Genomic DNA, 19,284 nt, shown 5'->3' with positions numbered 1-19,284 from the left:
CGGGGCTATGCTGGCCTCGAATCGCCGGCACCCGTTCCGGCGCGAGCCCAACGCCGGAGCCTGTCATGAATGCCACCGAACTCCACGCCGACAGCATCGTCATCGACGGGCTGATCATCGCCAAGTGGAACCGCGAACTCTTCGAAGACATGCGCAAGGGTGGCCTGACCGCCGCCAACTGCACCGTCTCGGTATGGGAGGGCTTCCAGGCCACGGTCAACAACATCGCGGCGAGCCAGAAGCTGATCCGCGAGTGCAGCGACCTGGTGGTCCAGGTACGCACCACCGCCGAGATCCGCCAGGCCAAGGCCCAGGGCAAGACCGGCATCCTGTTCGGCTTCCAGAACGCCCATGCCTTCGAAGACCAGATCGGCTACGTCGAGATCTTCAAGCAGCTCGGCGTGGGCATCGTGCAGATGTGCTACAACACCCAGAACCTGGTGGGCACCGGCTGCTACGAGCGCGACGGCGGTCTGTCGGGCTTCGGGCGCGAGATCGTCGCCGAGATGAACCGCGTCGGCATCATGTGCGATCTCTCCCACGTCGGCTCCAAGACCAGCGAGGAAGTCATCCTCGAGTCGAAGAAGCCGGTCTGCTACTCCCACTGCCTGCCGTCCGGCCTGAAAGAGCATCCGCGCAACAAATCGGATGCGGAACTCAAGTTCATCGCCGACCACGGCGGCTTCGTCGGCGTGACCATGTTCGCTCCCTTCCTGGCCAAGGGCATCGATTCGACCATCGACGACTACGCCGAGGCCATCGAGTACGTGATGAACCTGGTGGGCGAAGACTCCATCGGCATCGGTACCGACTTCACCCAAGGCCACGGCCATGACTTCTTCGAGTGGCTGACCCACGACAAGGGCTACGCCCGTCGCCTGACCAACTTCGGCAAGATCGTCAACCCGCTGGGCATCCGCACCGTGGGCGAATTCCCCAACCTGACCGAGACCCTGCTCAAGCGCGGCATGCCCGAGCGCACCGTGCGCAAGGTCATGGGCGAGAACTGGATGCGCATTCTCGGCGAAGTCTGGGGCGAATGATCCTGATGTAGGTCGGGTTGAGCGCAGCGGAGCCCGACGCACCTTATCCAACCTCTCCCGACCGTCGGGCCTGGTCACTGCCCAACCCGACCCAAGACCTTTTGCACTGGAGTTCCCGCATGGCCAGCCACGCCCCCGAAATGCCCATCCAGGTCGACGACGAAACCGGCGTCTGGACCACCGACGCCCTGCCGATGCTGTACGTACCCCGGCACTTCTTCGTCAACAACCACATGGGCATCGAAGAAGTCCTGGGCGCCGACAAATACGCCGAGATCCTCTACAAGGCCGGCTACAAGTCCGCCTGGCACTGGTGCGAGAAGGAAGCCGAGTGCCATGGCATCCACGGCGCCGCGGTGTTCGAGCACTACATGAAGCGCCTGTCGCAGCGCGGCTGGGGCTTGTTCGAGACCCAGCAGCTCGACCTGGACACCGGCTATGCCGAGGTCAAGCTCAAGCATTCCGCCTTCGTCTACGTCTACGGCAAGGTCAATCGCAAGGTGGACTACATGTTCACCGGCTGGTTCTCCGGCGCCATCGACCAGATCCTGGCAGCCAAGGGCAGTGCCATCCGCACCGTCACCGTCCAGGAATACAGCGGTTCCGAAGAAGGCCACGACGACGGCCTGTTCGTCACCCGCCCGAAGTAACGCCCCGCCCCCGGGTGGCCGCCGACCCGCTCGCCGCCACCCCAGCGACACCCCAGAGCAAGAGCGCGGCTTAAGACCGCGCACCAGCCGATCGAGGAGAAGGTCATGGCCTTCGAAGCAATGTTCCAGCCGATCCAGATCGGCAAGCTCACCATCCGCAACCGCGTACTCTCCACGGCCCACGCCGAGGTCTATGCCACCGACGGCGGCATGACCACCGAGCGTTACGTCAAGTATTACGAAGAGAAGGCCAAGGGCGGCATCGGCCTGGCCATCTGCGGGGGTTCCTCGGTGGTCGCCATCGACAGCCCGCAGCACTGGTGGAGTTCGGTCAACCTCTCCACCGACCGCATCATTCCGCACTTCCAGAATCTGGCCGACGCCATGCACAAGCACGGCGCCAAGATCATGATCCAGATCACCCACATGGGGCGCCGCTCGCGCTGGGACGGCGGCCACTGGCCGACCCTGATGTCGCCGTCGGGCATCCGCGAGCCCGTGCACCGTGCCACCTGCAAGACCATCGAGCCGGAAGAGATCTGGCGGGTGATCGGCAACTTCGCCCAGGCGGCCCGCCGGGCCAAGGCCGGTGGCCTGGACGGCGTCGAGCTGTCCGCCGTGCACCAGCACATGATCGACCAGTTCTGGTCGCCGCGGGTCAACAAGCGCACCGACGAATGGGGCGGCAGCTTCGAGAACCGCATGAGATTCGGCATGGAGGTGCTCAAGGCCGTGCGCGCCGAGGTCGGTGACGACTTCTGCGTCGGCATGCGCATCACCGGCGACGAATTCCACCCGGACGGTCTGTCCCACGACGACATGAAGCAGATCGCCAAGTACTACAGCGACACCGGCATGCTCGACTTCATCGGCGTGGTCGGCTCGGGTTGCGACACCCACAACACCCTGGCCAACGTCATCCCCAACATGACCTATCCGCCGGAGCCCTTCCTGCACCTGGCCGCGGGCATCAAGGAAGTGGTCAACGTGCCGGTGCTGCACGCCCAGAACATCAAGGACCCCAACCAGGCCACCCGCATCCTGGAGGGCGGCTACGTCGACATGGTCGGCATGACCCGCGCCCACATCGCCGATCCGCACCTGATCACCAAGATCAAGATGGGGCAGATCGACCAGATCCGTCAGTGCGTCGGCGCCAACTACTGCATCGACCGCCAGTACAACGGCCTGGACGTGCTGTGCATCCAGAACGCCGCCACCAGCCGCGAATACATGGGCCTGCCGCACATCATCGAGAAGTCCACCGGGCCCAAGCGCAAGGTGGTCATCGTCGGCGGCGGCCCGGCCGGCATGGAGGCCGCGCGCGTCTCGGCCGAGCGCGGCCATGACGTCACCCTGTTCGAGAAGCAGGAGCAGCTCGGCGGCCAGATCACCCTGGCCTCCCGCGCCCCGCAGCGCGACCAGATCGCCGGCATCACCCGCTGGTACCAGCTGGAGCTGGCGCGCCTGGGCATCGACCTGCGCCTGGGCACCGCCGCCGATCCGGCGACCATCCTCGACCTGCGCCCGGACATCGTCATCCTGGCCAACGGCGGCCATCCCTTCCTGGAGCAGGTCGACCACTGGCACGCCGCCGACGGCCTGGTCGTCAGCAGCTGGGACATCCTTTCGGGCAAGGTCGAGCCGGGCAAGAACGTGCTGGTGTACGACACCATCTGCGAATTCACCGGCATGTCGGTGGCCGACTACCTGGCCGACAAGGGCGCCCAGGTCGAGATCGTCACCGACGACATCAAGCCGGGCGTGGCCATCGGCGGGACCACCTTCCCGACCTACTACCGCAGCCTCTATCCCAAGGAAGTGATCATGACCGGCGACCTGATGCTGGAAAAGGTCTACGCCGAGGGCGACAAGAAGGTCGCGGTGCTGGAGAACGAATACACCGGCGCCCGCGAGGAGCGCGTGGTCGACCAGATCGTCATCGAGAACGGCGTGCGCCCGGACGAGGGGCTCTACTACGCCCTCAAGGAAGACTCGCGCAACAAGGGCCAGATGGACATCGAGGCGCTGTTCGCCATCGAGCCGCAGCCGGCGCTGGGCGAGACGGGCAACGGCTACCTGCTCTACCGGATCGGCGACTGCGTGGCCCAGCGCAACACCCACGCCGCCATCTACGACGCCCTGCGCCTGTGCAAGGACTTCTAAGACGGCTAGACCTATCGCGGCCATGGGCCGCTCCTACCTGAGGCGAAACCCGGTAGGAGCGGCCCACGACCGCGATAAGCCCACCTCTTGCGGCCAACCCGGCCGCGCCTGCGGGGCCCGCCCTGTGAGGATAGATCGATGTTGAACACCATCCTCCCCATCCTGCTCTTCGCCGCCCTGGCCCTCACGGTGATCGGTGCCGTGCGCCGCTTCAGCCTCTGGCGACAGGGGCGTCCGGCCGACGTCGACTGGCTGGGCGGGCTGCTGAAGATGCCGCGGCGCTACCTGGTGGACCTGCACCACGTGGTCGACCGCGACAAGTACATCTCCAAGACCCACGTGGCCACCGCCGGCGGTTTCGTCCTGGCGGCGCTGCTGGCCATCCTGGTGCATGGCTTCGGCCTGCACAGCCGCATCCTCGGCTGGGCGCTGCTGGCGGCCACCGCCTGCATGTTCACCGGTGCCCTGTTCGTCGCCAAGCGCCGTCGCGATCCGCCGGCGCGGCTGTCCAAGGGCCCCTGGATGCGCCTGCCCAAGAGCCTGCTGGCCTTTGCCGCGAGTTTCTTCATCGCCACCTTGCCGGTCGCCGGCATCCTGCCGCCGGACTTCGGGGGCTGGCTGCTGGCCGCGGTGCTGGCGGTGGGCGTGGCCTGGGGCGTGTCCGAGCTGTTCCTCGGCATGACCTGGGGCGGTCCCATCAAGCACGCCTTCGCCGGTGCCCTGCACCTGGCCTGGCACCGTCGCGCCGAGCGCTTCAGCACCCCGCACAACGCCAGCGCCGCCCGCTCCAGCGGCCTCAAGGCGCTGGACCTGCACGATCCCAAGGCACCGCTGGGCGTGGAAAAGCCCGCCGACTTCACCTGGAACCAGCTGCTCGGCTTCGACGCCTGCGTCCAGTGCGGTCGCTGCGAAGCCATGTGCCCGGCCTTCGCCGCCGGCCAGCCGCTCAATCCCAAGAAGCTGATCCAGGACATGGTGGTCGGCCTCAAGGGCGGCAGCGACGCCCGCTACTTCGGCTCGCCCTATCCCGGCAAGCCGGTCGGCGAGCACGCCGGCGGTCCGCACCTGCCCATCGTCGCGCGCCAGGGCAAGGCGCTGGTGGACGCCGAGACCCTCTGGTCCTGCACCACCTGCCGCGCCTGCGTCGAGGAATGCCCGATGATGATCGAGCACGTCGATGCCATCGTCGACATGCGCCGGCACCTGACCCTGGAGCGCGGCGAGACGCCGAACAAGGGCGCCGAGGTGCTGGAAAATCTCATCGCCACCGACAACCCCGGCGGCTTCGCCCCCGGTGGGCGCCTGAACTGGGCCGCCGACCTGGACCTGCCGCTGATGAAGGACAAGGGCCAGGCCGAGGTGCTGTTCTGGGTCGGTGACGGCGCCTTCGACATGCGCAACCAGCGCACCCTGCGCGCCTTCGTCAAGGTGCTCAAGGCGGCCAAGGTGGACTTCGCCGTGCTCGGCCTGGAAGAACGCGACAGCGGTGACGTGGCCCGTCGCCTGGGCGACGAGGCGACCTTCCAGCAACTGGCCAAACGCAACATCGAGACCCTGGGCAAGTATCGCTTCCAGACCATCGTCTCCTGCGATCCCCACAGCTTCCACATGCTCAAGAACGAATACGGCGACCTGGGGGGCCACTACCAGGTGCAGCACCACAGCACCTTCATCGAGACCCTGCTCAGCCGCGGCACCCTGCACCTTGGGCAGCACGCCCTGGCCGAGCAGGGCGCCACCATCACCTATCACGATCCCTGCTACCTGGGCCGCTACAACGGCGAGTACGAGGCGCCGCGCGCGGTGCTCAAGGCGCTGGGCATCGCGGTCAAGGAGATGGAACGTTCCGGCTTTCGTTCGCGCTGCTGCGGCGGTGGCGGCGGGGCGCCCATCACCGACATCCCCGGCAAGCAGCGGATCCCCGACATGCGCATGGCCGACATCAAGGAAACCGGTGCCGAGCTGGTGGCCGTGGGTTGCCCCCAATGCACCCTGATGCTGGAAGGCGTGGTCGCCCCGCGCCCGGAGATCAAGGACATCGCCGAGCTGGTGGCCGAGGCCATCGTCGAGGCGCCGGTGGACAGCAAGCCGGCCGCCGTGCGACGGCCGGTAGCGGAGGCGCTCTGATGACCCGCCGTCTTGCCTACCCCATCAACCTCCGTTCCGAGGAGCGCCCAGCATGAGCATCATCCGTCGCGATCCGCGCCGCGAGTGGATCGCGCGCAACCGTCTGCATCCCCTGCATGCGAGTATCGCCAGCAGTGCCGATGCCGAAAGCCGCTGGATGGGCCCCAACGGCCTGGTCCGCAAGAATCCCCATGCCGCGGCTGCCGGCTTCCTTGGCCCCCAGGGCGTCAAGCGTATCGACCGCAGCGGCGCCCAGCAGGGCGGCGGTCGCCGGGGCGCCGCCCAGGCGGTGGAAGAACAGCTGCCGCTGCACCGGATCGCCGAACCGGCCTTCTACATCGCCGTGGTGCCGGATCTGGTCAGCGGTCGCCTGACCGCCCATGACCGTGACCTGCTGGGCCTGGCCCGGCAACTGGCCGGCGCCGAGGGCGCCGTGCTGGCGGTGGTCTTCGGCGAGGTCAAGGAAACGGCCTTCGATACCGCCGGGGTGGATCGCCTGCTGCATCTGGAAGGCGAGCAATTCCAGGGCTATGCCCCCGAGCAGCGGGTACTCGCACTGCGCGCGGTCAACAACGAACTGCAGCCACGCCATTGGCTGCTGCCCGACAGCCGCAGTGGTGGCGGCGAACTGGGTCGGCGCCTGGGCGCGGCCCTGCACGAGCGCCCTGCCACCCGCGTCTGGCAGGTCAAGGACGGCCTGGCCACCGGCCGCGCCGGTGCCGGGCGCCAGGATCTGCAGCAGCCGCTGCCGCGCCTGGTGCTGGCTCTGCCGGAATGCGCGGAGCCGGTTGGCGAGACCTGTCACGAAGTCCTGCCCGTGCAGCTGGAGGGCAACATCGCCCGCCACCTGCCGCGCATCGAGGATCTCGGTCCGGTCGCTGTCGATCCCATGCAGATTCCCTTGGCCGAGGCCGAATTCATCCTCTCCGGTGGCAACGGCATCCGCGACTGGAACCTCTTCCACAGCACCGCCGCACTGCTGGGCGCCACCGAAGGTGCCTCGCGGGTGGCGGTGGACGACGGCCATATGCCGCGCAATCGTCAGGTCGGTGCCACCGGGACCTGGGTCACCGCCCGGGTCTATCTGGCGGTGGGCATCTCCGGCGCCGTGCAGCACCTGCAGGGCATCGCCAGTTGCGACAAGGTCATCGCCATCAACACCAATCCAGGCTGCGACATGGTCAAGCGCGCCGATCTCTCGGTGATCGGCAACGGCGACGCCATCCTGGCCGCCCTGGCGCGGCTGGTCGAACAACAGCGGGCAGGGGAGTTGCAGCATGTCGCTTGAGCAAAAGCTGCCGTCGCTGGACGGTGTCAAGGTCGTGGCCCTGGTCTCCGTCGGCGCCCACCCCACCTCCGGGCGAGCCCGGCGGGCGGAGCAGGATGCCCGCGCGGTGGAACTCGGCCTGCGCCTGGTGGGCGAAAAGCTGCGCGTGCTGCACGCCGGTGATCCCGCCGAAGAGGCACTGCGCGGCTATCTGGGCATGGGCGTGCCGGCCCTGCACGTGCTGGAACAACCGGCGGGCGCCGATGCCCTGCCGGCCCTCGGCGATACCCTGCGCGAGGTCGGTGCCAGCCTGGTACTGACCGGCAGCCAGGCGGAGACGGGCGAGGGCTCGGGTCTGCTCCCCTATCTGCTGGCCGAGACCCTCGGCTGGCCGCTGGTGGTCGGCCTCGCCGCGGTGGAAGCCGTGGAAGGCGGCCAGGCCACGGTGCTCCAGGCCTTGCCGCGCGGTCAGCGCCGCCGGCTGCGCGTACGCCTGCCCTTCGTCGCCAGCGTCGACAGCGCCGCGCCGGCGCCGCGGCAAAGCGCCTTCGGTCCGGCCCGGCGTGGCGAGCTGCAGGTGGAGACCACCGAGGTGGTGCAGGACAGCCTGTTCGACGGCGGCGAGCTGCAGCCGGCCAAGGCGCGCCCCAAGCGCCTCAAGGTGATCAAGGCCAAGACCGCCGCCGACCGCTTCAAGGCCGCCACGGCCAAGGCCTCCGGCGATGGCGGCCAGGTCCTCAAGGACCTGACCCCGGAAGCGGCCGCAGCCGCCATCTTCAAGGTGTTGCGCGAGGAAGGCGTGGTGCGCTGAAGCCCTATCCTCTCTCCCTCTGGGAGAGGGCTAGGGTGACCTTGGCATCAGGCTTCCAGTGGAAAAGGCTGCGCCGTTTTCCATGCTACCGGGCTACCACGACGTGCAGGACCCGCAGGTTGGGCTGAGCTGGCGAAGCCCAACGATCCCAACCTCCAGCGCCCGTCAGTGCGCCTCGTCCCAGTTACCGCCCACGCCCGATTCCACCAGCAGCGGCACGTCCAGCTCGCCGGCGCCGCTCATCAGCGGTAGCAGGCCTTCGCGCAGAGGCTCCACCTGGTCTTCGCGGACCTCCAGCACCAGTTCGTCGTGCACCTGCAGGATCACCCGGGCGTCCAGCTCCGGGGTCGCCTGCAGCCAGGCGTCCACGGCGATCATGGCGCGCTTGATGATGTCCGCCGCAGTGCCCTGCATGGGCGCGTTGATCGCCGCCCGCTCGGCTGCCCGACGCAGGCCCTGGTTCTTGGAGTGGATGTCCGGCAGGTACAGCCGGCGCCCATAGAGGGTCTCCACGTAGCCCTGGTCCACCACCTGGGCGCGGGTGCGCTCCATATAGGCCAGCACCCCTGGATAGCGCTGGAAGTAGCGATCGATATAGGCCTGGGCCTCGGCCCGGCCGACGCCGATCTGCTTGGCCAGGCCAAAGGCGCTCATGCCATAGATCAGGCCGAAGTTGATGGCCTTGGCGCGGCGGCGATCCTCGTTGCTGACCTCTTCCAGGGGTACGCCCATCACCTCGGCGGCGGTGGCGCGGTGCACGTCCAGATCGTTCTGGAAGGCGTGCAGCAGACCCTCGTCCTGGGCCAGGTGGGCCATGATGCGCAACTCGATCTGCGAATAGTCCGCCGCCAGCAGGCGATAGCCCTGGGGCGCGACGAAGGCCTGGCGGATGCGCCGGCCCTCGGCGGTGCGGATCGGGATGTTCTGCAGATTCGGGTCGCTGGAAGACAGCCGGCCGGTCGCCGTCACCGCCTGGTGATAGCTGGTATGGATGCGCCCGGTGCGCGGATTGATCTGCTGCGGCAGCTTGTCGGTGTAGGTGCTCTTGAGCTTGCTCATCTGCCGGTACTGCATCAGCACCTTGGGCAGCGGGAAGTCCTGGTCGGCCAGTTCCTGCAGCACCGCCTCGGCGGTGGAGGGTTGGCCGGAAGCGGTCTTGCTGACCACCGGCAGGCCCAGCTTGACGAAGAGGATCTCACCCAGCTGCTTGGGCGAACCCAGGTTGAATTCCTGGCCGGCCAGCTCATAGGCTTTCTTTTCCAGGGCGATCATCTTCTCGCCCAGCTCGCGGCTCTGCACCCCGAGCAGTGCCGAATCCACCAAGGCGCCATTGCGCTCGATGCGCGCCAGCGCCGGCACCAGCGGCATCTCGATGTCGCGCAGGACCCCAGCCAGGCCGGGGATGGCCTCCAGCTTGGGCCAGAGCGTCTCGTGCAGGCGCAGGGTGACGTCGGCATCCTCGGCGGCATAGGGTCCGGCCTGCTCGATGGCGATCTGGTCGAAGGTCAGCTGCTTGGCACCCTTGCCGGCGATGTCCTCGAAACGGATGGTGCTGTGGCCCAGGTACTTGAGCGCCAGGCTGTCCATGTCGTGACGGGTGGCGGTGGCATCCAGCACATAGGATTCGAGCATGGTGTCGAAGGCGATGCCCTGGATCGCGATGTCGTAGCGGGTCAGCACATTGAGGTCGTACTTGCCGTGCTGCATGACCTTGAGCTTGGCCGGGTCCTCCAGCAGCGGCTTGAGCGCCGCCAGCACCGGCTCCAGGCCGAGCTGGGCCGGCGCGCCCATGTAGCTGTGGGCCAGGGGCACGTAGGCGGCCTGGCCCGGCGCCACGGCGAAGGACAGCCCTACCAGCTCGGCGCGCTGGGCGTCGATGCTGGTGGTCTCGGTGTCGAAGGCGAAGCGGTCGGCGGCCTGCAGGCGCGCCAGCCAGGCGTCGAAGTCGGCCTGCTCCAGCACGGTATCGTAGTGGGTCTCCACCTGGGTGGTGGCGGCGTCCTCGGCCAGCGGCAGGGGCGCGCCCTGGCGCTTGGTATCGCGGATCAGGTCATCCAGCCAGGACTTGAATTCCAGCTCCTGGTAGAGCGCCATCAGGGCTTCCACATGGGGCTCGCCGACGGTGAGCTCCTCGAAGGTCAGCTCCAGCGGTACGTCCAGCTTGATGGTGGCCAGCTGGTAGGACAGGTAGGCCTGCTCGCGATGCTGGTCCAGCTTGGCGGCCAGCGACTTGGCACCGCGCAGGGGCAGGGCGGCCACGGCGTCGAGATTGGCGTAGAGGGTATCCAGGCCACCGCCGATGCCATTGAGCAGCCCTGCGGCGGTCTTCTCGCCCACCCCCGGTACGCCGGGGATGTTGTCGATCTTGTCGCCCATCAGCGCCAGGTAGTCGATGATCAGCTCGGGGCCCACGCCGAACTTGGTCCTGACCCCTTCCACGTCCAGCACGCTGCCGCTCATGGTGTTGACCAGGGTGACATAGGGGCAGACCAGCTGGGCCATGTCCTTGTCGCCGGTGGAGATCACCACCGGACGCTCGGCGCTGGCGCAGTGACGGGCGAGGGTGCCGATGACGTCGTCGGCTTCCACGCCTTCGACCGCCAGCAGCGGCAGGCCCAGGGCGCGGATGCAGGCGTGCAGCGGCTCGACCTGGCCGCGCAGGTCGTCGGGCATGGCCGGGCGCTGGGCCTTGTAGTCGGCGAAGAGTGCGTCGCGGAAGGTCGGGCCCTTGGCGTCGAAGACCACCGCGAAGAGGCTGTCCGGGTACTGGCGGCGCAGGGACAGCAGCATGTTCAGCACGCCCTTCACCGCGCCGGTCGGCTTGCCGGTGGAAGTCATCAGCGGCGGCAGGGCATGGAAGGCGCGATAGAGGTAGGAGGAACCGTCCACCAGGACGAGAGGGGCGTGGCTCATGGTCTGGACCTTTGTCGTGGCGTGTGCGGCGTCTGTCCGGCCAGTCTCGACGACGGCAAGGCCGGGTTCTAGAATCGACCACTCGCTCCGTTCAAAAGGTCAAAGGTTACCATGGGTGCTCGTCGCTTCCTCTTCGCCGCGTTGCTGCTGGCCCCGCTGGTCCAGGCCGGGGAACCGCTGCCACCGGGGGAAAAGCCCCTGCCTGACGAGATCAAGGTGATCCGCTACCAGGCCGGCGGCCAGACCATCGAGGAGACGCGCATCCGCGGCGTGCTGCAGTCCACCCGGGTCATCCCCAAGCATGGCGCGCCCTACGAGCTGGTGCCCGCCGATGGCAGCAGCACCGCCGCCAACGACAAGCCGACCCTGCACGTCCCCAGCTGGCGGCTGTTCAGCTGGTAGGCGCAGGGCGTCTGGACCGGTAAACTGCGCGCCGCTCGCACATTCTCCCGTCAGGCCCCGTCATGTCCGTCTTCACGCCCCTCGATCGTCCCACCCTCGAAGCCTTTCTCGCGCCCTATGGCCTGGGCCGGCTGCGGGATTTCCAGGGTATCGCCGAGGGGTCGGAAAACACCAACTACTTCATCAGCCTGGAAGGCGGCGAATTCGTCCTGACCCTGGTGGAGCGCGGTCCGGTGGCGGAGATGCCGTTCTTCATCGAGCTGCTCGACGTCCTCCACGACGCCGACCTGCCGGTGCCCTATGCGGTGCGCACCCAGGATGGCCAGGCCCTGCGCGAACTGGCCGGCAAGCCGGCGCTGCTGCAACCGCGCCTGGCCGGTCGCCACGAGCGTGCGCCCAATCCCCATCACTGCGGCGAAGTCGGCCACCTGCTGGGCCATCTGCACCGGGCCACCGCCGGCGAGCGCCGCATCGAGCGCGCCAGTGATCGCGGCCTGGCCTGGATGCTGGCCGAAGGCGAGCGCCTGGCGGCGACCCTGGACGCGACCGCCCGGCCATTGCTGGAGCGCACCCTGGCGGAGATCCGCGAGCTGCTGAGCGAGCAGCCCCCGCTCCCCGAGGCCAATCTGCACGGCGACCTGTTCCGCGACAACGTGATGTTCGACGGCCCCCGGCTGTCGGGCGTCATCGACTTCTACAACGCCAGTTCCGGCTGGATGCTCTATGACCTCGCCATCACGGTGAACGACTGGTGCTCCACCGAGAGCGGCGCGCTGGACCTGCCGCGGGCCCGGGCGCTGCTGGCGGCCTATGCCGCCGACCGCCACTTCACGCCGCGCGAAGCCGAATTGTGGCCGGTGCTGCTGCGGGTCGCCTGCGTACGCTTCTGGCTGTCACGGCTGATCGCTGCCCAGGCCTTCGCCGGCCAGGATGTGCTGATCCATGATCCGGCGGAATTCCAGCAGCGCCTGGCGGCGCGGCAACAGACCCCGCTGGAATTGCCGCTGACCCTGTAGCCCGCGGTTCCACGTGGAACCTCTGCGCTGAGCTACAGCTGCAAGCGTCGCTCGATGGCGGACTGCACCTGTCCCTGCCGCTGCCAACTCAGCGTCGCCTCGATCAGACTGCCCGGCGCGGCGCCCAGGCGCGTGGTGACCGGGCAGCCATCACCCCTGGCCTCGCCGGCCTGGCGGGTGCGAGCGACACCGCCCGGACCCTGCACTTCGACGATGAGTTCGTAGCGCAGGGGTGCGTCTTCGCCGGTAAAGCACAGCTGCACCTGGGCGCCCGCCGTTTGCGGCTGCAACTCCAGGCGGGCGCTGGCCGCGGCGCCGCCCGCCAGGGGCAGGAGGGCCGCGAGCAGCCAGGCAGCACGCGTCACCGCTGGTTGATGGTGGCGCTGTTGCCGAAGCCGCTCTGCGAGATCTGCGCGCTGTCGTTGAAGCCGTTGAAGTTGGCCGAGGTCTGCAGGATGCTGGCGCGGTTGCTGTCGCCGACCTGGCTGACGCTGGCCGTGCTGATGGCGCTGGTGACGTCGAGACGCGCCTCGTTACCGTTGCCGGTCTGGACGACGCTGGTCTGGTTGCTGTCGCCCTGGACGGTGACGCTGGCCAGGTTGTCGTCGCCGGTGGAGCTGCCGCTGAAGCGATTGCCGCGGCCGGCCTGGTCGACGTTCAGGGTGTTGCGATTGCCGTCCTGGGTAAAGGTCAGTTCGTTGAACTTGCCGGAGGAAAGGACCGTGGCGACATTGGCCTGGCCACGCTGGGTCAGCTCCACGGTGTCGACCGAGTAGCCCTGCTGGGTCAGGTCGATGCGGTTGTCGGTGCCGGACTGGGTGAGGGTGGCCGTCACGGCATCGCCGCTCTGGTCGACCCGTACCTGGTTGTTGTCGCCGTTCTGCTCCAGGGTCAGCTGGGCGCTGGAGGCCGACTGGACCAGGGTGCCGCTGTTGCTGCCCATGGAGGCGATGGTGGCCTGGTTGCCGAAGCCGTCCTGGGTCAGGCTATGGACGTTGCTGCCGCCTTCCTGGCGCAAGCTCGCCACGTTGCCCTGGGCGTAGCCGTAGAGGTCGCCGCCCTGGGTGATGGTGGCGCTGCTGGCGCCGGTCTGGACCACGCTGATCGCGTTGCTTTCGCCCTGCAGCTGATAGAGCGACGCGCTGTTGCCGGGGCCGCTCTGGTCGAGGGTGATCGTGCCGCTGTTGCCGTCCTGCTGGACGGTGGCGGTGCTGTTCTGGGCGAGGGCGTTGGTAGCCACGAGGGCCAGCGTCAGGGCGGCCAGGGGCCTGAGTAGGAACATCTGTCTGATCTCCATGAGTGCCATCAGCGGTACTGGCGTACCACCGTGTTCTGGTTGCTTCCGTACTGGACGATGCGGCTGGACAGGCCCGAGCCGTGCTGTTCGATGCGGGCGTTGCCCTGGACGCCGAGTTGCAGGATGTCGGCCTGGTTGCCGCTGCCAACCTGCTCGATGCGCGCCACGTTGCCGTAGCCGCCCTGGAGGATGATCGCGCTCAGCTCCGTGCCGTCCTGCAGGATGCGGGCTTCCTGGGCGGCGCCGCTCTGGGCGACCTGGGCGCGCAGCGCGGTGCCACGCTGGTCGATGAGCGCCTGGTTGCCTACGCCGAGCTGGCGGATGGCGGCGTCGCGCCCCGCTGCGGGCGCCTGACCCAGGTCGCCGGTCTCCATGAGGTCGGCGGCCGACGCCAGGGCATCCAGGCCGAGTGTCAGGGCAAGGACCACGGCCAGGCCGCGGGTTGGGCTGCGCATCTCTGTCACCGTCATTGCCTAAGGTTCTCCGCCTGGCATTGTCCGGAGCCGCCTGGCCCATCGCTATCGCTCCAGGGAGCGAATCCCGCGGGGCCTGCGGCTTAATCCCTAGCGCCGGGTCGGCTCCAGGTACTTGGTCAGCGCCGGATCACGCGGATCGCGACCGTCGGCCACCACCCACAGGCGCCGGTCCACGCCCTGGGCGACCAGATGGGCCACCGCCGCCTCGATGGCCGAGAGCACGCACAGCTGGGCCGGCTCGTTGGTGGTGTAGCCGGACTCGGCTTCCAGCAGCTTCTTGAATTCGATGAACTTGAAGACGCCGGCCTGGCGACCGATGGAATAGATGGTCTTGGAAGTCATGACATTGGCCAGCACCCGGCCGCTGCGGGTATCGATGGCGCGCAGATTGACCGTCACCTGATCCACCCGGTACTCCTCGGACAGGCCGATGCCCAGGTAGCGCGCCCCTTCGCCGCCACTGCGGACGTTGGTGTCATAGGCCACCACGCCGCCTTCCAGCAGCAGGTTGGCCGCCTGCAGCGAGGGCAGCGCCTGCTGCAGGTTCTCCGGCAGGTCCGGCTTGTTCTGGGTGGCACGGATGATCTTGCGCTCGGTCAGCAGGTTCTGCAGGCCCTCGCGTTCGAGCACCACGAACCAGCCGCTGGCCTGCAGGGCGTCCACCAGCATGCTGCCCGCGCCCTGGGTGACGGCGGTGGAAAAGGAGCTGGCCGGATTGGGCTTGTACTGCCCGGTCTGGTCGCGGAAGCCGTAGACGGCGGCCACCAGCGGGCCCTTGGGCGGCGGCAGCGCCAGCAGGTCATAGTAGGTGGAGGCGCGCGGTGTCAGGGTCGGGGCGGCGTGCTGTTCGGCGGGCATGGGGTCGCGCACGCAGCCGGTCAGGACGAGGGCGGCGGTCAGGGCCGCCGCCAGGGAAAAGGCGTTCATGGCAGGCATCCGTGCTCAGGGTTGGTTGAAGCCGTTGACGGAGATTTCCGATATCTCTCCGGTACCGCGGTCGGTGATCTGCACGGTCAGGTTGCCGGAATCGTCGACGATGTTGACGATGAACTGGTCGGTGGAGAGCGTGCCCGAGTTGCCGTCCTTGATATCGGTCAGCACCTGGGAAAGCAGTCGCGATTCCAGCTGGCTGGTGAAGCGCTCGAGGGGCGACTGGCTGCTGGCGCTGCCGCGCAGGTCGGGATCCTTGTGGCGATCCTGGGCGGTGGCGTTGTTCAGCAGGTAGGTGCCATTGAGCGGGTTGCCGCCAAAGGACGGATTCACCGGCGCGTAGACCAGCTCGGTCGCCATGGCCGGGGCGACGCCTAGGATGCAGAGCAGGGGCAGGGCCTTCCAGGCGTGCGCGTTCATAACTCGTCCTTTTCCATGTCGAAAGTGTCCTGCAGCAGGTTTTCCAGGCGCCGGCGGGTGATGCCCTCGTGGACCTGGTCCGCCGCGGCGTAGGCGGCATCCTTGAGTTCGCTGTTGTTGGGCGGAATGAACTGCCGATAGAGCAGCCGCTGCTCGTACTCCACCCAGACCAGGCTGCCCCAGCGCGCCGAGGGGCGTTCGCGCACCACCAGGTTGAAGTCCAGGTCGGTGGTGTCGGTGAGGCGGTCGGCGAAATGGCGATAGAAGTCGTGGCCGAAGCGGGAGATGGTGTTGTCCACCAGCAGCCCCTGGATGATGTCACCCTCGGCCCGCAGCGGTCCGGCCAGCAGCAGGCCGAACAGCAGCCAGACCGCCTTCATCCCGGCAGGTCCTGCCCGGCATGGAAGCGCAGCGCCGCCTCGGCGCGATTGGCGGCGCCGGTCTTGCGCAGCAGGTTGTGCATGTGGCTCTTGACCGTGTGGGTGCTCAGGCACAGCGTCTCGCCAATGGCGGCGTTGGACAGCCCGCGACCGACCAGCCGGAGGATCTCCCGCTCGCGGCGGGTCAGGCCGTCGGCGGCGATGCTGGGACGCTCGCGGGAGCGGCGCAGCAGGTGGGCCAGGATGGCGCGGGGCAGCCAGTCCTCGCCGGCCAGCAGTGTGCCCAGCCCCTGCAGCAGCTGGTCGCGACTGGCCTGGGGGGCGAATACGCCCTGGATGGCGGGAAAGCGCTCGACCCAGGGCAGGGCCTGTTCGACGCTGGCGTTGAGAAAGGCCACGGTGACCGCCGGCGTCAGGCCTTCCAGCCAGCGCTCCAGCGCCGGCTCGGGCACGCTGCCGAGATCGACCAGCACCAGGCCGGCCTCGCCGGCTGCGTCCAGCTCGCGAGCGCAACTCAGCTCGATGCCGTGGCGTTCTTCCAGAAAGGGTTTGAGCAGTTCTGCCAGGAGGACGTTTCCTGTCGTCAGGCAGACCTTGCTCGCAGGTATCGCGCGCATGTCCATATGGGCTGTCTCATCATCCGTTGCGCGAACGCTGAGACAAATCGCCGGGAGCGACAAGAAAAAATTGATCGATTTCCGGCGACTTACCGGCTCTGTGGACCGCTTGGCAGATTACCCGTCGACCAGCCAGCGGCGGCTAGCTCCAAGGACTTAGCTCTTTGGGTTGAAGCGCAGAACCAGGCGCGCCGGATGGCGGAGCGCCTGGGCCGGCGATCGTCGCCTCAGCGGGTGAGGGTGACCTTGCGCAGGTGGCGCGGCCGGTCCGGGTCTTGACCCCGGGCCTCGGCCAGCAAGGCGGCCATGCGATAGAAGCTCTGGATCGCCAGCAGGCCGTCCAGATCCGGATGGCCGGCGACGGCGAGGGGCAGGTCACGCTCGGCGACCTCGTCCGGCGCGGCCAGCAGCACCCGGGCGCCGCGTCCGCGCAGGTCCCGCGCCAGTTGCAGCAGGCCGGCCTGCTCGGGGCCACGCAGGGCGAAGATCAGCAGCGGATAGCCGCGCTCCACCAGCGCCAGGGGGCCGTGTTGCAATTCGGCGCCGCTGAAGGCCTCGCCCTGCAGCGCCGAGGTCTCCTTGAGCTTGAGCGCGGCCTCCTGGGCGATGGCGAAACCCGGCCCGCGGCCGACCACCATGCAGCGTTCGGCGTCGCGCAGCACCGGTAGCGCCGGTGCCCAGCTCAGCTCGGCCGCGCGATCCAGCGCCTCGGGCAAGGCGGCGCCGGCGGCGAGTAGGGTCTCGTCCTGCTGCCAGTGGGCGATCAGCCGGGCGGCGGCGGCCAGGGTGGCGATGAAACTCTTGGTGGCGGCGACGCTGTGTTCGGGGCCGGCCTGCACCCCGATGGCGTGGCGGCAGGCCAGGGCCAGCGGCGAGTCGATCTCGTTGACCAGGGCGGCGGTGCGGGCGCCGTAGCGATCCAGGGCGGACAGCGTCTCGATCAGATCGGGGCTGCGCCCTGACTGGGAAAAGCCCAGGGCGAGCTGGCCTTCGACGCGCAGCGGCGCCTGGCGCAGGGTCACCAGCGAAGGCGGCAGGGACAGCACTGGCAGGCCCAGGTGGGCCATGGCCAGGTAGGCGAAATAACTGGCCGCATGGTCCGAGCTGCCACGCGCCACGGTCAGCGCCAGCTGCGGTGGCTGGGCTCTGAGGTCGTCGGCCAGGGCCGCCAGGGCCTGGTCGATGGTCGCCAGTTGGCGAGTGACCGCCGCGCCGCTGGCGGCGGCTTCTGCAAGCATGAGCGAGGTCAAGAGGGGTCTCCTTGCGCGAACGCCTGTTGCACGACGCTTGAGTACTGCACTCTGCCACTCCTGGGCAGGCGCGACCAGCCGCCCTTAGTCGCCCTCGTCCGCCGCGCCGCCGGTGAATTGCAGATCGTGCTTGCGCAGCTTGTCGGACAGCGTCTTGCGCGGCAGGCCCAGGGCTTCGGCCAGGCTGCGCAGGGAGGCGTGGGGACGGGCCAGTTCGCGCTGGATGAGCTCGCGTTCGAAGGCCTCGACCTGCTCGCCCAGCCCGGCTGCGAGGGCGGCGGCGGGCGTTGCCGCCACCGTGGAAGCGGCTACGGGCGCCGCCGTCATGGGCGCCAGGGACGCATAGGCGCTGTTGTCCAGCGCCAGGTCCAGGCCCAGGGCGAAGCGCTCGGCGGCGTTCTGCAATTCACGCACGTTGCCCGGCCAGCTGTGGGCGATGAGGGCTGCACGCTGCTCGGCATCGGGTTCGCGTAGCGGGGTGCCATGGCGCTGGGCGGCGGCCAGGACGAAGTGGCGGAACAGCGGCAGGATGTCTTCGCTGCGCTCGCGCAGGGCGGGAATGCGCAGGGTGGCGACATTGAGCCGGTAGTAGAGGTCGGCGCGGAAGCGGCCCTGGTCGGCGGCCTGGCGCAGGTCTTCCTTGGTGGCGGCGACCACCCGGATATCCAGCGGGATCTGCTGGTTGGAGCCGAGGCGCTCGACCTTGCGCTCCTGCAACAGGCGCAGCAGCTTGACCTGGACATCCAGGCTCATGCTCTCGATCTCGTCGAGAAAGAGGGTGCCGCCACTGGCGTATTCGAACTTGCCGATGCGTCTTTTCTGGGCGCCGGTGAAGGCGCCCTGTTCGTGGCCGAAGAGTTCGCTTTCCACCACGGATTCGGCCAGGGCACCGGCGTTGATGGCGACGAAGGGGCCGTCGCGACGATTGGACAGGTCGTGCAGGGCGCGGGCCACCACCTCCTTGCCGGCACCGGTTTCGCCATGGATCAGCACATCGGCCTGGGTCGCGGCGAGGGCGCCGATCTGGTCGCGCAGCCGGGCCATGCCTGGGGTCTGGCCGATCAGCCGGGTCTGCAGTTCATGGCGCTCGGCCAGCGCCAGGCGCAGGCTGCGGTTTTCCAGTACCAGATACCGGGCGCCCAGGGCGCGGCGCACGCTGTCGATCAGGGCATCGTTGGCGAAGGGCTTTTCCAGGAAGTCGTAGGCGCCAGCGCGCATGGCCTGCACCGCCAGGGGCACATCGCCGTGACCGGTGATCAGCACCACCGGCAGTTCGGCGTCACGCTGGTGCAGCTGGGCCAGCAGCTCCAGGCCATCGATGCCGGGCATACGGATGTCGCTGACCACCACGCCGGGCCAGTCGCGCACGGCCGCCAGCTCCAGCTCGCGGGCATCGGCCAGGGTCGTCACCTTGAAGCCGGCCAGGTCCAGGGTCTGGCTCAGCGCCAGGCGCAGGTGGGCGTCGTCGTCGATCAACAGGATCTGGCTGGCGGGATCGAAGGGGGGCAGGGCACTCATG

Annotated in this window: 18 protein-coding genes; 8 read left to right on the top strand and 10 right to left on the bottom strand. The window is 68.3% G+C overall.

Going from position 1 to position 19,284, the window contains the following annotated elements:
* The first annotated feature begins 65 nt into the window (after positions 1-65).
* From RCF34_RS12800 to RCF34_RS12775, 6 genes are all read left to right on the top strand, one after another.
* A complete protein-coding gene (locus RCF34_RS12800) occupies positions 66-1,043 on the top strand; it encodes a dipeptidase (protein ID WP_027597310.1) in 978 nt (325 codons plus the stop codon).
* 119 nt (positions 1,044-1,162) lie between these two features.
* Positions 1,163-1,693 carry a DUF5943 domain-containing protein gene (locus tag RCF34_RS12795; RefSeq protein ID WP_308708507.1) on the top strand — a complete coding sequence of 177 codons (531 nt, stop codon included), beginning with the start codon at positions 1,163-1,165 and terminating at the stop codon, positions 1,691-1,693.
* A 105-nt stretch (positions 1,694-1,798) separates the two neighbouring features.
* Positions 1,799-3,859, top strand: coding sequence for a dimethylglycine demethylation protein DgcA (dgcA, locus tag RCF34_RS12790; RefSeq protein ID WP_027597312.1), 2,061 nt, complete (start codon positions 1,799-1,801; stop codon positions 3,857-3,859).
* A gap of 138 nt (positions 3,860-3,997) precedes the next feature.
* The gene (gene dgcB, locus RCF34_RS12785; protein WP_308708506.1) at positions 3,998-5,986 is read left to right on the top strand and encodes a dimethylglycine demethylation protein DgcB; all 1,989 of its coding nucleotides are present in this window, start codon (positions 3,998-4,000) and stop codon (positions 5,984-5,986) included.
* Positions 5,987-6,038: 52 nt separating this feature from the next.
* The gene (locus RCF34_RS12780; protein ID WP_308708505.1) at positions 6,039-7,274 is read left to right on the top strand and encodes an electron transfer flavoprotein subunit alpha/FixB family protein; all 1,236 of its coding nucleotides are present in this window, start codon (positions 6,039-6,041) and stop codon (positions 7,272-7,274) included.
* Entirely contained in the window at positions 7,264-8,064 is an 801-nt protein-coding gene (locus RCF34_RS12775) for an electron transfer flavoprotein subunit beta (RefSeq protein ID WP_374941183.1), read from the top strand. The genes RCF34_RS12780 and RCF34_RS12775 overlap by 11 nt, the downstream gene beginning before the upstream one ends.
* Positions 8,065-8,229: 165 nt before the next feature.
* Here the strand turns inward: RCF34_RS12775 and polA are convergent, their stop codons facing one another.
* A complete protein-coding gene (gene polA, locus RCF34_RS12770) occupies positions 8,230-10,977 on the bottom strand; it encodes a DNA polymerase I (protein WP_308708504.1) in 2,748 nt (915 codons plus the stop codon).
* Positions 10,978-11,088: 111 nt separating this feature from the next.
* Here polA and RCF34_RS12765 point away from each other — a divergent pair, with 111 nt between their 5' ends.
* Entirely contained in the window at positions 11,089-11,379 is a 291-nt protein-coding gene (locus RCF34_RS12765; protein WP_308708503.1) for a DUF2782 domain-containing protein, read from the top strand.
* A 62-nt stretch (positions 11,380-11,441) separates the two neighbouring features.
* The gene (locus RCF34_RS12760) at positions 11,442-12,395 is read left to right on the top strand and encodes a homoserine kinase (RefSeq protein WP_308708502.1); all 954 of its coding nucleotides are present in this window, start codon (positions 11,442-11,444) and stop codon (positions 12,393-12,395) included.
* Positions 12,396-12,427: 32 nt separating this feature from the next.
* Here RCF34_RS12760 and RCF34_RS12755 read toward each other — a convergent pair whose 3' ends face one another.
* The 9 genes from RCF34_RS12755 to RCF34_RS12715 all read right to left on the bottom strand — a co-directional run bounded on the left by RCF34_RS12755 (position 12,428) and on the right by RCF34_RS12715 (position 19,283).
* On the bottom strand, positions 12,428-12,760 hold the full coding sequence (locus RCF34_RS12755) for a hypothetical protein (RefSeq protein ID WP_308708501.1): 333 nt from the start codon (positions 12,758-12,760) through the stop codon (positions 12,428-12,430).
* Positions 12,757-13,677, bottom strand: coding sequence for a hypothetical protein (locus RCF34_RS12750; RefSeq protein WP_308708500.1), 921 nt, complete (start codon positions 13,675-13,677; stop codon positions 12,757-12,759). Before RCF34_RS12750 ends, RCF34_RS12755 begins: the two co-directional genes overlap by 4 nt.
* A gap of 23 nt (positions 13,678-13,700) precedes the next feature.
* Complete coding sequence (locus RCF34_RS12745) at positions 13,701-14,147, bottom strand: curli fiber surface-exposed nucleator CsgB (RefSeq protein ID WP_308708499.1); 447 nt, start codon at positions 14,145-14,147, stop codon at positions 13,701-13,703.
* A gap of 108 nt (positions 14,148-14,255) precedes the next feature.
* Positions 14,256-15,095 carry a CsgG/HfaB family protein gene (locus RCF34_RS12740; RefSeq protein ID WP_308708498.1) on the bottom strand — a complete coding sequence of 280 codons (840 nt, stop codon included), beginning with the start codon at positions 15,093-15,095 and terminating at the stop codon, positions 14,256-14,258.
* A gap of 15 nt (positions 15,096-15,110) precedes the next feature.
* Positions 15,111-15,518, bottom strand: a complete 408-nt coding sequence (locus RCF34_RS12735) for a curli assembly protein CsgF (protein WP_308708497.1) — start codon at positions 15,516-15,518, stop codon at positions 15,111-15,113.
* Entirely contained in the window at positions 15,515-15,898 is a 384-nt protein-coding gene (gene csgE, locus RCF34_RS12730) for a curli production assembly/transport protein CsgE (RefSeq protein ID WP_308708496.1), read from the bottom strand. Before csgE ends, RCF34_RS12735 begins: the two co-directional genes overlap by 4 nt.
* The gene (locus tag RCF34_RS12725) at positions 15,895-16,515 is read right to left on the bottom strand and encodes a response regulator transcription factor (RefSeq protein ID WP_308708495.1); all 621 of its coding nucleotides are present in this window, start codon (positions 16,513-16,515) and stop codon (positions 15,895-15,897) included. Before RCF34_RS12725 ends, csgE begins: the two co-directional genes overlap by 4 nt.
* Positions 16,516-16,742: 227 nt before the next feature.
* Positions 16,743-17,753: an SIS domain-containing protein gene (locus tag RCF34_RS12720; RefSeq protein WP_308708975.1), complete on the bottom strand. Its 1,011-nt coding sequence runs from the start codon at positions 17,751-17,753 to the stop codon at positions 16,743-16,745.
* A 96-nt stretch (positions 17,754-17,849) separates the two neighbouring features.
* Complete coding sequence (locus tag RCF34_RS12715) at positions 17,850-19,283, bottom strand: sigma-54 dependent transcriptional regulator (protein WP_308708494.1); 1,434 nt, start codon at positions 19,281-19,283, stop codon at positions 17,850-17,852.
* Between the last annotated feature and the right edge of the window lies 1 nt (position 19,284).

Source organism: Pseudomonas sp. 102515, assembly GCF_031085165.1.
Classification (GTDB): domain Bacteria; phylum Pseudomonadota; class Gammaproteobacteria; order Pseudomonadales; family Pseudomonadaceae; genus Chryseomonas.
The sequence above is the reverse complement of the archived record's forward strand: the minus strand, read 5'-3'. Positions and strand labels throughout refer to the sequence as shown.